This window comes from Sphingopyxis sp. EU05-FHT14B03 (genome assembly GCF_058790875.1).
This window is the reverse complement of sequence record NZ_JBYTDC010000002.1, coordinates 381,920-395,639: the sequence shown is the minus strand read 5'-3', so window position 1 is coordinate 395,639 and position 13,720 is coordinate 381,920. Positions and strand designations below refer to the sequence as shown.

The window sequence follows — 13,720 nt, the reverse complement described above, 5'->3', positions numbered from 1 at the left end:
GTCGTGATGCCGGGGGGAAAGGGTCAGCCGAGGTCGGTGGTCAGCGTGGCGGTCAGCCGGCGCGGCAAATTGTAGAGGTAGATGCCCGACGGCCCGTTCGCCCAACCGAATTTGTTGCCGACATTGGCGATCTGGACGCGCAGCGTCGCGGGCGCCTTGCCAAGCTTGAAGCGATAGCGCCCACCGACCGACGCGATCGCGCGCGCCGGAATGACGAGCTTGCCGTCGGTGCTCGCGACGCGGTCCGAGGTGCTTTCGACGACGAGGTCGACCGAGACGGCGGGCGCGAAGGTTGGCCGGTAATCGAGCACCGCGGTCGACAGGCGACCGAAACTCGCCAGCGGCTTTCGGCCGAGTTGCCCGCTGTCGACCGCGTCGCCCGACAGCGTCGCGTCGATCAGCGCGGTGCCCGCGATCGCGGTGAGTCCCGGCGCGATCTGCCCCGAAAAGGAGAATTCGGCGCCGCGATGGTGGACGTCGCCGAGCTGGCGGAACACCCGCGCCGTATCGACCGAGTAGAAGGGCTTGGACACCTCGAACACGCCCGCGACGAGGCGGATCGCCGGGGTGATCGACCAGCGCACGCCGGCGTCGAACTGGCGGGTGCGGATGGCGGGGGGCGCCTCGTCGCGGTTGACCGCGTGGCCGGGCGCAACCGGGCTTTCCTCCAGCCCCTGCGTATAGCTGCCGTAAAAGGCGAGCGACGGCGACGCATAGACGGCGGCGGTCGCGTTGAGCAGCAACGGGCCGTCCTTGGTCGTGATGACCGGCGCGCCGGGGCCGAAGACGCGCTTGCGATAATCGGTCTTTTGCAGCCCGACGCTGATTTCGCCGACATCCTTCCACCGCCCCTCATAGGCGATGCCCGCTGTCCATTGTCCGACCGTGTCGCGCGTCTGCGGGCCAAAGCTGGTGACCGGTTCGGGGACGGTCACCGGGTCCTCGAGCGGATGGTTGCCGATGAAGATCTCGCGGCTGCCGCCATAGGTGCGCGACCTGTCGCGGCCCTTCAGCGACAGGTGCAGCGTATGCAGGCGCGGCCCGTCGGCGAAACGCCGCGACAGCCGCACTTCGCCGCTGGTCGAGGCCGAGCGGCGGCCGGGCTCGGCGATCACCACCTCGTCTGCGGTCCCGTCGGGCCGGACGTTGAGAAAGAGCTGGGTGTGCGAGCGATCGAGGTCGAGGATCGAGCGGAAGGCGCCGGCCTTGAGCGTCCAGTCGCCGCGCCGGATCGTCGTCGTCAGGCCTGTGGCGATGGTCTGGCCGTCGTTGGCCGCCCATTTCTGCCCGATCCGCTTCACCCGCTCGAGCCGCGGCGGCAGATGGTCGCCGGCGGTAAGCAGCAACGGCGGCAATTCCTCGTCGGCGATGCCGATGCGGCTCCAGAAAGGCGTGACCTCGACCCCGTCGACCGGCTCCCAGCGCGCGATCGCCGCCATGGTGCGGAATTGCGCGCTGCCGCCCGTGTGGTTGCGGTCGGAAAAATAGCCATAGCCCGCGCCGAGCGACAGCCGGTCGGTCACCGGCAACTGGCCGTCGAGTTCGACCACCTTCGCGCCGAAGGGCCCGAGCCGCCCGCTGACGCTGAGCAACCGCTTGTCGCCGGGCTTGCGCAGCTCATATTCGGCGATGCCCGTCGGCGCGGGAAAGGGATAGCCCTGCGCCGACAGGCCGACGCGCATCTGCAGTCCAGCGATCACCCGGTCGGTGAAGCTCGCCTGCTGGTCGATATAGAGACCGTCGAGGCGGATATTGCCCGCCTCTGCGGCCGAGAAGCCGCGGACATAATTGGGATTGTAGATGCCGATCTGCTCGCCGCCGATCGAGGTGCCGAAGGCATCCTCGGCGCTGGTCGTCACATTGTCGTCGGTGCGCTGGGCGAGCGCGGGGGCGGGCGCGGCGGCGAGCGCCAGCCCGAGCGTGGTCAGGGTAAAGCGGCGCATCATTTCACCTCCTTCATGCGGCGTTGAACATCGTCCCAGTCGGTCATGAACATCGCCGCGGCGAGGCGTGCCGCGGGGCGTTCAGGGCTCAGCCGATCACCGCGCAGATCGTCATTTTCGTGGGAGTAGCTCGACATATGGACGAGCAGCGGGTGGATGCCCGCCGCGCCGGGTTGATACCAGCTGCGGTCGTGCTGCAATTGCAGCGCGAGCGGCCGCGGACCCCAGGCATATTCGGTATCGGGATCATAGTCGGGGAGCCGGTCGGCGACATACAGGCCATAGGCCGCGCCGGTGCGGACCTGGAATCCCCCGCGCTGCACGCCCTCGGCCTGTACCTGGCGGCGCGCCATCATGTCATAGGGGTTGAGGAAAACGCTTAGCACTGCGCCCTCCTCCGACGGGGTCAGGTAGCGGCCGTCGCGCTGGACCGTGTCGGAACTGCCCTCGATCACGCTCTTGGCGCGGAGGGTGAAGGTCGCCCCGACCAGCCGCACGCCATCGAGCGTCGGCACGACCGAGATGTTGATGTCGGCGTGCAGGCTGGTGCCGCGCACGTCGCGCAGCGACGGCTGGCGCATCAGCGCGTCGAACGCAACCATCGCGCGGCGGCGCAGCAGGTCGATCTCGGCGATCGGAATCCGCGCCAGATTGCGCGGCTGGTGGACATGGACGTCGGGCGCCTTCGACGCCCAGCCGGGCAGGCCCGCGCCGGGTTCGGGCGCGGTGCCCGACCAGCGTGCCATCAGCTTCTTGGGCGCGCGGCTGTCGCCGGGCGCGGCGTGCGCCGCAAGAATGGCGGGCGCAGCCGCGAACAAGCCGAGCATCGCAAGACGGATCAGGGGATTTTTCATCGGACGGACTTTCGAACGGAGAGGATAGCCATCAACCCGGCAGACCGAGCGCGCCGCCGAGACCACGCAGCAGCCCGCGCTTCTTCTTCGGCTTTTCATCAGCGGCGGGCGCATCCTCGTCGTCCCCGCCCGCCATCATCGCGGCGAGATCGACCCCGAGCAGGCTCATATGCCTCGCCCGGGTGCGCAGCTTGACACTCCAGCCGGCGGGCGCCTCGCGCGGCGAGCCATAATTCGCCTCGGGGCCATAAGCCGTCATCATCAGCATCGCCGATTCCGCCGCGGTGGCGACCGCCGTGGGCACCGCGCATTCGGTCGCCGGGGGCGCGAGCAACACGCGTTGCTGGACGAGGCGCGCGATATCGCCCTGTTCGAGATAGTCGGGAAGCGCCATCGCGGGCATGCGCACCGTGCTCGACGTCCACATCACGATGGTGCCGTCCTCCTTGGCACCGGTGACCGACAGCAGATAACCGCGCGCATTGGCGAGCGCGGGCCAGCTGACCATGACCGCGCCCGAGGCGAGCGCGCCACTCCGCGGCGCGAGCGGCGCGAGGAAGTCATTCCCCGCGGCGACGGCAAAGCGCATCTCCGGCGTATAATTGCCCTGTACGACATGATCGCCGATCAGCGAGCCGCCGCGCGGCACGCGCGTGCCGTCCCGGCTGTTCGGCCATTCACCATAGGTCGCGTGGCTCGCGGTCGACGGCGGCGTCATCGCGCGCACATCGGGCAGGACGCCAAAGGGCGAGGCGCCGCCGGGCTTCATCGTCGCGAGATCGATCACCACCGGCTGCCCGGCGGGCGCGGTTTCGCCGCAGCCCCAATAAAGCTCGATCCGCCCCTTGGGCTTGTCGGCCGGGCCGGGCCGGAAATCGGGCCGCCCGTCGGGCTTGGGCGTTCCAACCGCCGGAGTCAGCAGCGGCAGGCGATCGCCAGCGCGCAGCCCCTGCGGCGGCACATGGTCGGCGCTCGGCACCGCGTTGCGGTGCACCGACCCCAGCTGGAGCATCAGAGTCTTTTCGATCCCTGCGGGCTGGCCGGTTGCCATGCCCGATACGGTCTCTGCCGACAGCCAATAGACCGCGTCGATCTTTTGCTTGGGTGCCGGCTGCGCGGTGGCGGCGGTCGCGGCGATGGCAAGCGCGGCTAGCGCGCTGCCGGAAAGGAGCATCTTCATGTTAGATATCGCTTTCGAGGTCAGGGCTGCGGGGTCGCGGCGGGGGTCACGATCGGCGGCGAGACGTGGAGGCGCAGGCCCGGATGATCGATGACGAAGCGCCGGTCGGCGAACATGTCGATACCCAGGATCACCGCGGGCTGTTCGAGCGTGAAGCCGAGGATCTTGAAGATCGAAAGGTCGGCGATACGGACCTTCCTGCCCTCGACCTTTGCTTCGCCGATGGTCAGCGCCGCGATCGGCGTCTCGACGCTGGGCATCGCATGATTGGTCGCGCCCTTGATGTCGGTCGCCTTGACCACCCCGGGGCTGTCGGGGGTGATCCCGATCGCCTTCGCCGCCGCCCAGTTGATGATCGTGCCGCGCGCGCCGGTGTCGAGGATCGCGGGGACTTCGACGCCATTGAGGCGGATCGTCAACCGCGGCGCACGCATGTCGTCGAGGGTGAAGGGCACCGAGGCCGGGAGGCCGTCCAGCCTGTCGGCCTCGACCTTTCGCGTCATGCGCCAGCGGCGGCCGGGAATGTCGAGTTCGACCACGAAATCGGCGATGATGTCGGCGCCGAGGATGCCGTCGACGCCCAGATGGTCGGTCGGCCCGGGGGGCAGCAGCAGCAGTTCGGGCGCGCGGAAGACATGGCCCGCGACCTCGACCTGGGTGACGATCGTCGTTTCGACATCGCTGCGGCCCGCCGCGCCATCGAGCGGGTCATCCGACAGCTTGGCGACCAGCCCCGGCATTTCGGTGCGCAGCTTGGGCATGATCGTCGTGCTGCTCGCCGCGGTGTCGATGACGAAGCGCCTGGGCGCGCCGTCGTCGATGCGGACGAGCACCACCGGGTGGCCCGAGGGCAGGATTTCGAGCGGCTGCGCGGCCGCGGCGGCGGGCGCCGCGATGGCCGGCGCGGGTTCGGCGGCGGCTGAGCGCGTCTCGGCGAGGATGAGGGCGCCGAGCAGGCCGAAGGCGGCCAGCCCCGTGCGATAACGATGTGCCATAGCGTGTCTCCTGGGCGGCGAGCTGCCGCGATGGAGGCCGGCTATCGGGCGGGCGCCGGCGCCGCCATCGGCGTGCGACCAAGGCCGATCGGCGGTCGCCGGGCATGATCCGGCGCGACGAAGGCGGACATGGATGCGACGAGCGAGGACGTCAGCCGCGCCCACTTCCCTTATGCTGGGCGCAAACTACACAATGGAACCGCCATGCCGTTGAAGCCCGAACATCGTCAGACCATCTGGCTGGTCATCACGACCTGGACCCTGTCCGGGATCCTCTACCTCATCCCCTATCATATCTTCAGCGGCGCCAGCACCTATGTGCTGGTGTCGGTCGTCAACATCTGCGTCATGGGGACGCTGCTGTCATGGGGGGTCTGGTGGACCGTGCGCCGGACGCGCCGACGCAACATGGCGGTGCGGCTCGCCGCGATGGGCGTCGCGGTCTGCCTCGCGTCGGGCACGCTCGCGCTGATCGACGCCGCGACGGGCGAATGGATCGGTCGGCTGGTGGTGTCGAAGCAGATGTCGGCGCCCTTCGGGCTGCGCGCCACCAATAATTTCATCGCGCTGATCTGGCAGTTCGCGCTGCTCGGCGCCGCCTTCACGGTGATCGAGGCGAACAAGCTGACACGCGAGCGCGAGTTCGAACTCGCGGTGGCGCGCGAGACCGCGAGCCGTGCCGAGGCCGCGGCGAGCGCCGCGAGCCTCGCCGCGCTGCGTTACCAGCTCAATCCGCATTTCCTGTTCAACACGCTCAACGCCATCTCGTCGCTGATCGTGACGCGCGAATATGCCACCGCCGACGCGATGCTGGCGAAGCTGTCCGAGTTCCTTCGCGCGACCTTGTCCTCCGAACCCGACGCGCTGCTGCCGCTCGAGGACGAGCTCGCGACGCTGCAACATTATCTGGAGATCGAGAGCGTGCGTTTCGGCGAACGGCTCGCGGTCGAATTCGTCTGCCCGCCGTCGCTCAACGCCGCGCTGGTGCCGAGCTTCCTGCTCCAGCCGCTGATCGAAAATGCGATCAAATATGCGCTCGCGCCATCGGCGGTGCCGGTGACGATCCGGGTCGAGGCGGCGCGCGAGGGCGACACTTTGGTCGTCACCGTCGAGGACGACGGCAACGGGCAGGAAAAGGACATGCGGCCGGGCACCGGCGTCGGCATCGCCAATGTCCGCCAGCGGCTCGAAGCGCTCTATGGCGCGGCGGGCAGCCTCCGGACCGAAAAAAGGGCGCGCGGCTTCGTCGCGGTCGCCCGCCTGCCGTTCAGCACCCATGTCGAGGGAGCGGCGACATGAGCGCGCTCACCGTCCTGCTCGTCGACGACGAACCGCTGGCGCTGCGCCGGCTCGAAACCCTGTTCGGCGACATCGACGATGTCGCGGTGATCGGCACCGCATCGACCGGCGGCGAGGCCGAGGAGCGGATCGCGGCGCTGACGCCCGACCTCGTCATGCTCGACATCTCGATGCCGCAAAAGAGCGGGATACGCGTCGCCGCCGACCTGGTCGCCAACCCGCGGCCCGAGATCATCTTCGTCACGGCCTTCGAGCAATATGCGCCCGACGCCTTCGAGGTCGACGCCGCCGACTATCTGCTCAAGCCCGTGCGCTTCGACCGGCTGCGCCAGGCCGTCGAGCGCGCGCGCCGCCGCCGCGCGATGCGCGACGCCGCCGACCGGTTGGCCTCCGCTCCGGCCGTCGAGGCGCGCGACGAGGCGATATGGGTCCAGGTCGCCACCGGCAACCTGCGTCTGCCGATCGCGCAGATCGAATGGGTCGAGGCCGCGCGCGACTATGTGCTCTTTCACACCGCGACGCGCAGCTACATCCACCGCATCTCGATGGCCGCACTTGGACAATTGCTCGATCCGCAGCAATTGATGCGCGTGCATCGCTCGACCTTCATCCGCCCGGCGCTGGTGAGCAGCGTCCAGCGGCTCGGCAAAGGGCTGATCGCGCTCGAGATGGCGGATGGCGCGGTGGTGCAGGTCGGGCCGAGCTATGTCCACGCCGTCCTCGAACGGTTGGGGCTCGCCTGACGCCTTCGTCGCGCGAGCGGCCGCCTTCGTCGACGCACCACCCGTCCTGTCGCGCCGCGATCGGCTTTCGAAGCACCACCGAGGCGCAGCCGCGCCGCCTGTCCTAGCCACGGGTTGCGGCATCCAGCCGCGAGCAGAGGTTGCCGGCCCCCTTCCCACCCCCGGCAAGGCCCGGCGCCTCTGCTCTCCCCCTCATGATGGAGAGACAGATGAAGCAAACCCTCCCCCTCCTCGCCGCGGCGATCGCTCTCAGCCTGCCCGCGTCGGCGCTGGCCGCCAAGGCCGAAGCGAAGCCCGAGGCCCGTGCCAAGGCCGAAGCCAAGCCCGAAGCGCGTGCGAAGGCCGAGGCCAAGCCCGAGGCCCGTGCCAAGGCGGAAGCCAAGCCCGAAGCCCGCGCCAAGGCCGAAGCCAAGCCCGAAGCCTGACCGCAACGGGACAGCGAGTGCCGGCGGCGTCCCCCCGGTTCGCCGGCACTCCTTCTCCGCGCGCGACCGAAGCCATCGTCAAGGCTCTCCCCGCCCGCTCCCCACACTATCCAGAAACGAGGCGATGATATGCGAACCCTTTTCCAAGCGGCGGCCTGCACCGCGTTGCTGCTGACCCTGCCCGTTTCCGCGATGGGCCAGGGTCTGTTCAAAAGCATCGCCAATCGTCTTTCCGAAACCACCGACAAGGAAAAGCCGGACGCGGCGCCGGACACGAGCGGCAAACCCGCCACCGCGAAGCCCGCCGCCAGGAAACAATCCGCGTCGACGGTGCAATATCCCAGCCAGATGCCGCCCCCCGACGGTTTCGCCGCGGTCAAACAGGCCTATGACGATTTCGGCAAGGTCCGCTGCACCGGCTGCGAGGGCGGCTATGCCTATGACGGCTGGGCGGTCTTCCCCCGCGACGAAACCCCGCGCCCCTACAACGGGTCGAAGCACATCCTCGGCGAATTCGCGATCGACCATGTCCACAGATGGCAGGGCGCCGAAGCGCAAGGATCGCTGACGATCGTCAGCGAAGAGCCGGTCCAGGGCTTCCGCTGCCGCCAATTGCTCTACCGATTGACCAAGGGCGGCGCCTCCGCCGAACGTCCGGGCCTGATCTGCTGGGGCTATGCCAACCAGTTCGCGGGCTCCGAAGGCTGGAACATGGTCTATTGAGCGAGAGTCCCCATAGCAATTCTACGCAGCTTGCCGGCGTTCGCCGTCGGCCTGACCCTGTCGAGCGCAGCCGCGCGGGCCGCAGCAGCGGCGGCATCTCACCAGGGAGTCCAAAGGCCCGGATTTCTCATGGCTGCAGGACATCGTCGGCCTTGCTCCGTTGCAGCGCACATTCGCGGGCGAAGAAGTCGAGAAGCGCGCGAACCGACGGCAGCAGGCCCCGGCGGGACGGGAATACGGCGTGCACGATGCCGGCCGGCGGTCGCCAATCCGGCACGACATGGACCAGCCGCCCGGCCTGGACGTCCGGCCAGATCAGCAACGTCGGCAGTTGTACGATCCCCAGCCCTTCGATCGCGGCCGCACGCAGCGTCGCCAGATCGTCGGTGATGATGCGCGGCGTGTGCGGAACGCTTGCCTTCTGGCCATCGGCACTTTCGAGGTCCCATCGATAATCCGATCGTACCGGACCCAGGTCGAGGCTGGGAAAGCCATTCAGGTCCGCGGGCGATCGGGCGGGGCCTGCCACCAGTTCTGGGCTTGCGACCAGGCATTGCCGGCTATCGTCGAGTTTGCGCATGACCAGGCCGGTATCGTCGAGGGGTGGGAAACGGACGCGGATCGCGAGATCGAACCCCTCCGCGATCACGTCGACCGGCCGGTTTAGGGTCTTGAGATGGACCTCGACCGCCGGGTTCGCCTTCACAAAACGGGCGATCAGGCCGCTGAACTGAAATTGCAGAAGCCCGACCGGACACGCCATGCGGATCACCCCGCGCGGCTCGGCCCGCAGTTCGGCGATGGCCTGCTCGGCCGCCTCGGCCTCGGCCAGCATGGCGACGCAGTGACGATAAAATTCCTGGCCAACCTCGGTCACCGAGAAACGGCGCGAGGAGCGGTTGAGCAGCCGAACGCCGAGCCGGTCCTCGAGCGCCGCGATCCGCCTGCTGAGCTTCGATTTCTGCAGACTGGTCGCGCGGGCGGCGGGCGCGAAGCCGCCATGATCGACGATCTGGACAAAATAATAGAGGTCGTTCAGATCCTTCATCGTTCCATTCATAGGACGCTGCGTCCGGAATCGCAATCTTTCGCGCCCGGCGATGCAGGAGCATCTTCCTCGCAAGTCAGGAGCGCCCCGTCTGGGGTCGCTCCCCGAGGAGATGAACGATGAACAAGACGATACTCGGCCGCTATGGCAATGAGCACGGCCATTGGGTGGGCGACGGCTTCCCCGTCCGCTCGCTCTTTTCCTACAATATGCTGGATCGGCACATCAGCCCCTTCCTGCTGCTCGACTATGCGGGACCGCATTATTTCGCACCGACGACCGATCGGCGCGGCGTCGGCCAGCATCCGCATCGCGGGTTCGAGACGGTCACCATCGTCTATGACGGCGAGGTCGAGCACAAGGATTCGGCGGGCAATGGCGGTGTGATCGGCCCCGGCGATGTCCAGTGGATGACCGCCGCCAGCGGCATCCTCCACGAGGAATATCATTCGGCAGCCTTTGCAAAGACCGGCGGCCCGTTCAAGATGATCCAGCTCTGGGTCAATCTGCCCGCAAAGGACAAGATGGCGCCCAGCGGCTATCAAGGCATCACCAACGCCGACATTCCGGTGGTCGAACTGGCCGGCGGTGCCGGGATGGCGCGCGTAATCGCCGGCGATTTCGGTGATGCCAAAGGTCCCGCCAAGACCTTCACGCCGATCAATGTCTGGGATCTGCGCCTCACCCGCGACGCCGACATGACCCTGTCGTTGCCCGAAGGGCACACGGCGATGCTGGTGGTCCTTGGCGGACATCTGACCGTCGAGGGCAATCAGGACGTCGGCGAGGCGGAGATGCTGATGCTGAGCCGCGAAGGCAGCGAGGTGCATCTGCGCGCCAACGGGGACACGACCATATTGGTCCTGACCGGCGAGCCGATCGACGAACCGATCGTTGGCTATGGCCCGTTCGTGATGAACACCGAGGCGGAAATCCGCCAGGCGATCGACGACGTCAACAGCGGCAGGTTTGCGATGGCGGCCTGATTGAAAGCCCGGCTCCTTTCGACACGGAGCCGGGCTTTTTTTGACCCGCGCCGGACCGGTCAGCGTTGAGAGTGATTTTTGCGGCCCGATAGCGGGCATTTTACAGGAGGACGACGATGACCAGTGAAGCCACCCGGGACCCAAGGGCCGACCATCTGCTGACGCCGCAGAACGCGGCGTTCATCATCATCGACTATCAGCCGGTGCAGGTGAACTCGATCGCCTCGATGGACCGGCAATTGATGCTCAACAATATTGCCGGCTGCGCCCGGGCCGCGGTCGTCTATGATCTGCCGATCATCCATTCGACGGTCAATGTCCAGACCGGCCTCAACAAGCCCCCGGTGCCGCACGTCGCCAAGGTTCTGGCGGACTATCCGACCTATGACCGCACGACGATCAACAGTTGGGAAGATGTCGAGTTCAGGAAGGCCGTCGAGGCCACCGGGCGCAAGAAGCTGATCATGACCGCGCTGTGGACCGAAGCCTGCCTGACCTTCCCGGCGCTCGACGCGCTCGCGGCCGGTTATGAGGTCTATGTCCCCGTCGACGCGGTCGGCGGCACCTCTCTCGCCGCGCATGAGGCGGCGCTGCGCCGCATCGAACAGGCGGGCGGCCAGATGATTTCCGTCCCCCAACTCTTCTGCGAACTACAGCGCGACTGGAAACGTAGCGAGACCGTTCCCGCCTTCATGAACCTGTTCATCGAGACGGGCGGCACCGCCGGCATCCAGTTTTCCTACGACCGCACCGAATAGCATCGCACAAACAGCCCGCGCGCCGGTGGGGCGCGGGCTGTCCACCCCGCTCAGCAAGGAGAAAACCCATGTCCACGCCCGCCAATTTCAACGGCGCCCGCCCGGTGATCGACCCCGACGATGCCGCGCTGCTGCTGATCGACCATCAAAGCGGCCTGTTCCAGACCGTCGCCGACATGCCCTTCCCGGTGCTCCGCAACCATGCGGCCGCGCTCGCGACCATGGCGACCCTCACCAACATGCCGGTGATCACCACCGCCTCGGTGCCGCAAGGCCCCAACGGCCCGCTGATCCCGGAAATCCACGAAAACGCCCCCCATGCCAAATATGTCGCACGCAAGGGCGAGATCAACGCGTGGGACAATCCGGACTTCGTCGCCGCAGTGCGGGCAACCGGGCGCAAGACGCTCATCATCGCGGGCACGATCACCAGCGTTTGCATGGCCTTCCCCGCGATCAGCGCGGTGCAGGAAGGGTATAAGGTCTTCGCCGTCGTCGATGCCTCGGGCACCTATTCAAAGATGGCGCAGGAAATCACCCTCGCCCGCGTCGTCCAGGCCGGTGTGGTCCCGATGGATACCGCCGCCGTCGCGTCCGAACTTCAGCGCACATGGCATCGCGACGATGCCGCCGAATGGGCGCAGGTCTATACGAAGATCTTCCCGCCCTATCAGTTGCTGATCGAAAGCTACGCCAAGGCGCAGCAGGTCGCGAACGATCGCGAAGAGCTCGATTCACAGCGTGTTTGAGGCAAATCGCATCCCGGCCCGCTATCGCCCGTTCGATCGGCGGACAGGAACGGCATTGGGGGCGGGACTTTTCGCTCGCGACGACAATGAGAATCGATTTGCCATCAAGCGCAACGAGACCATGATGCGCAACTGCGCCCAACGAGAATCAGGAGAGACGAAATGACCGATACACCGACCATCATCCTCGTTCATGGCTTCTGGGGTGGCGCGGCTCACTGGGCCGGCGTCATTCCGCTGCTCCATCAGGCGGGGCTCACCAAGCTGAAAGCGGTCGAAATGCCGCTCACGTCGCTGGCCGACGATGCCGAGCGCACCCGAAAGATGATTGCACAGGTCGGTGGCCCGGTGCTGCTGGTAGGGCACAGCTATGGCGGCGCGGTCATCACCGAAGCCGGCACCCATCCCGACGTTGTCGGGCTGGTCTATATCGCCGCTTTCGCTCCCGACGCGGGTGAAAGCCCGGGCGGCATAACGCAAGCCAATCCCCCGGCGGGCGCGGCAGCCATCGCGCCCGACAGCGATGGGTTTTTGTGGATCGCACAAGACCAATATCACGCCAACTTCTGCCAGGATCTGCCCGAGGATCAGGCGTTGGTGATGGCGGTGACGCAAAAGGCGCCGCTTGGCTCGACCTTCGGCGACACGATCTCTCAACCGGCATGGAAGAGCAAGCCGTGCTGGTACCAGCTGTCCGAGCAGGATCGCATGATTGCGCCGGCCAATCAGGAGATGATGGCCTCGCGGATGGCGCCCAAAAAACTGATCCGGCTCGCCGCGAGCCATGCATCGCTGGCGTCGCAGCCCAGTGCGATCGCCGCACTAATAATCGAGGCGGCAAACGGCTGACGGGACAAGGGATCGCTCGCCAATTGCGAAGGAATTTTCGAGATTGACCGTCCAGAGCTGATCTTCCGTTGATATTACGTTGTCCGTTCCCGGGTGGCTGGTCCGCACGCCGCCCTGAATAGGGCGATATCGTCGCCGCCTGGCTGATTTCAGAACAAGGGAAACACCAAGACCATGACGATCGAACGCATCATCGACAAACGCGAACGCGATCTCGGCGGCGGTTTCGTCGTCGGACGGGTTCTGCCCTTCCACGCGCGCCGGATGGTCGGGCCGTTCATCTTCTTCGACCATCTGGGGCCGCTCGACCTGGCGCCGGGCATCCCGCGCGAACTGGATGTGCGCCCCCACCCGCATATCGGCCTTTCGACCGTGACCTATCTTTATTCGGGCCAGATCACCCATCGCGACAGCCTGGGCTTCGAGCAGGAAATCCGCCCCGGCGAGGTCAACTGGATGGTCGCGGGCAGCGGCATCACCCACAGCGAACGGCTTGAATATGCGCGCGCGCATGGTGCGAACATGCACGGGATCCAGGCCTGGGTGGCGCTGCCCGTCGAGGCGGAGGAAAAGGATCCCAGCTTCCACCACCATGCCGGGGCCGACCTGCCCGAATGGGACGAGCATGGCGTCAAGGGCCGGTTGATCGCGGGCGAGGCCGATGGCCTTTCGTCGAATGTGACGGTTCATTCGCCGCTCTTTTATCAACACTGGGAGATGCAGGCCGGCGCGCGCCGCAGCGTCACCACCGCCTATCCCGAACGGGCGGTCTATTGCGCCGCCGGACAGATCGAGATTGGCGGAACGGTGCTGGGCGCGGGCCAGATGGCGGTGCTGAACGGACGCGACGGCGCCGATGTCACCGCGAACCAGCCCTCCACGGTGATGGTGCTGGGAGGCGAGCCGATCGGCGAGCGGTTCCTGCTTTGGAACTTCGTTTCGTCGAGCAAGGACCGGCTCGAACAGGCGCGCGCGGATTGGACGGCCGGGCGCATGAAATTGCCCGACGCGGACCACGCCGAATTCATCCCGTTTCCCGAGGTTGCGAAATGACCGCCGGCATCCAGGAAACGCGGGGACATCACCGGACATCGAATGGCTTGGGCCGGGTCCGAAATCCTCCATATACGGATGGCCGGAACCGTCCGATGATAGCCGAACAAGGAAA

General features: G+C 66.8%; 14 protein-coding genes. 9 read left to right on the top strand and 5 right to left on the bottom strand.

Annotation, left to right across the window (positions count from 1 at the left end; genetic code table 11):
• Positions 1-23 precede the first annotated feature (23 nt).
• From AC3WS4_RS10955 to AC3WS4_RS10940, 4 genes are read right to left on the bottom strand one after another with little or no spacing between them, the layout of a single operon-like run.
• Positions 24-1,943, bottom strand: a complete 1,920-nt coding sequence (locus tag AC3WS4_RS10955; protein WP_492742779.1) for a TonB-dependent receptor domain-containing protein — start codon at positions 1,941-1,943, stop codon at positions 24-26.
• Positions 1,943-2,797, bottom strand: coding sequence for a hypothetical protein (locus tag AC3WS4_RS10950; RefSeq protein ID WP_187142219.1), 855 nt, complete (start codon positions 2,795-2,797; stop codon positions 1,943-1,945). The genes AC3WS4_RS10955 and AC3WS4_RS10950 overlap by 1 nt, the downstream gene beginning before the upstream one ends.
• A 31-nt stretch (positions 2,798-2,828) precedes the next feature.
• On the bottom strand, positions 2,829-3,977 hold the full coding sequence (locus AC3WS4_RS10945; RefSeq protein WP_492738799.1) for a hypothetical protein: 1,149 nt from the start codon (positions 3,975-3,977) through the stop codon (positions 2,829-2,831).
• A gap of 20 nt (positions 3,978-3,997) precedes the next feature.
• A complete protein-coding gene (locus tag AC3WS4_RS10940; RefSeq protein WP_187142221.1) occupies positions 3,998-4,972 on the bottom strand; it encodes an aspartyl protease family protein in 975 nt (324 codons plus the stop codon).
• A 204-nt stretch (positions 4,973-5,176) separates the two neighbouring features.
• Here AC3WS4_RS10940 and AC3WS4_RS10935 point away from each other — a divergent pair, with 204 nt between their 5' ends.
• The 4 genes from AC3WS4_RS10935 to AC3WS4_RS10920 all read left to right on the top strand — a co-directional run bounded on the left by AC3WS4_RS10935 (position 5,177) and on the right by AC3WS4_RS10920 (position 8,162).
• On the top strand, positions 5,177-6,271 hold the full coding sequence (locus AC3WS4_RS10935) for a sensor histidine kinase (protein WP_492738801.1): 1,095 nt from the start codon (positions 5,177-5,179) through the stop codon (positions 6,269-6,271).
• Positions 6,268-7,014, top strand: a complete 747-nt coding sequence (locus AC3WS4_RS10930; RefSeq protein ID WP_492738803.1) for a LytR/AlgR family response regulator transcription factor — start codon at positions 6,268-6,270, stop codon at positions 7,012-7,014. The genes AC3WS4_RS10935 and AC3WS4_RS10930 overlap by 4 nt, the downstream gene beginning before the upstream one ends.
• Positions 7,015-7,223: 209 nt before the next feature.
• The gene (locus tag AC3WS4_RS10925; protein ID WP_492738805.1) at positions 7,224-7,439 is read left to right on the top strand and encodes a hypothetical protein; all 216 of its coding nucleotides are present in this window, start codon (positions 7,224-7,226) and stop codon (positions 7,437-7,439) included.
• A 129-nt stretch (positions 7,440-7,568) separates the two neighbouring features.
• The gene (locus AC3WS4_RS10920) at positions 7,569-8,162 is read left to right on the top strand and encodes a hypothetical protein (protein ID WP_492738807.1); all 594 of its coding nucleotides are present in this window, start codon (positions 7,569-7,571) and stop codon (positions 8,160-8,162) included.
• Positions 8,163-8,289: 127 nt separating this feature from the next.
• Here the strand turns inward: AC3WS4_RS10920 and AC3WS4_RS10915 are convergent, their stop codons facing one another.
• Positions 8,290-9,210 (bottom strand): LysR substrate-binding domain-containing protein, encoded by a 921-nt coding sequence (locus AC3WS4_RS10915; protein ID WP_492738809.1) that lies wholly within the window; start codon positions 9,208-9,210, stop codon positions 8,290-8,292.
• A gap of 119 nt (positions 9,211-9,329) precedes the next feature.
• Between AC3WS4_RS10915 and AC3WS4_RS10910 the strand changes: the two genes are divergently transcribed.
• The 5 genes from AC3WS4_RS10910 (at position 9,330) to AC3WS4_RS10890 (ending at position 13,605) form a co-directional block, all read left to right on the top strand.
• Positions 9,330-10,196 carry a pirin family protein gene (locus AC3WS4_RS10910; RefSeq protein WP_187138780.1) on the top strand — a complete coding sequence of 289 codons (867 nt, stop codon included), beginning with the start codon at positions 9,330-9,332 and terminating at the stop codon, positions 10,194-10,196.
• Between the two features lie 116 nt (positions 10,197-10,312).
• The gene (locus AC3WS4_RS10905; protein WP_492738811.1) at positions 10,313-10,954 is read left to right on the top strand and encodes a hydrolase; all 642 of its coding nucleotides are present in this window, start codon (positions 10,313-10,315) and stop codon (positions 10,952-10,954) included.
• Positions 10,955-11,022: 68 nt separating this feature from the next.
• Positions 11,023-11,703: an isochorismatase family protein gene (locus AC3WS4_RS10900; RefSeq protein ID WP_492738813.1), complete on the top strand. Its 681-nt coding sequence runs from the start codon at positions 11,023-11,025 to the stop codon at positions 11,701-11,703.
• 162 nt (positions 11,704-11,865) lie between these two features.
• Positions 11,866-12,552, top strand: a complete 687-nt coding sequence (locus tag AC3WS4_RS10895; protein WP_492738815.1) for an alpha/beta hydrolase — start codon at positions 11,866-11,868, stop codon at positions 12,550-12,552.
• A gap of 174 nt (positions 12,553-12,726) precedes the next feature.
• Positions 12,727-13,605 (top strand): pirin family protein, encoded by an 879-nt coding sequence (locus tag AC3WS4_RS10890; protein WP_492738817.1) that lies wholly within the window; start codon positions 12,727-12,729, stop codon positions 13,603-13,605.
• Positions 13,606-13,720 lie beyond the last annotated feature (115 nt).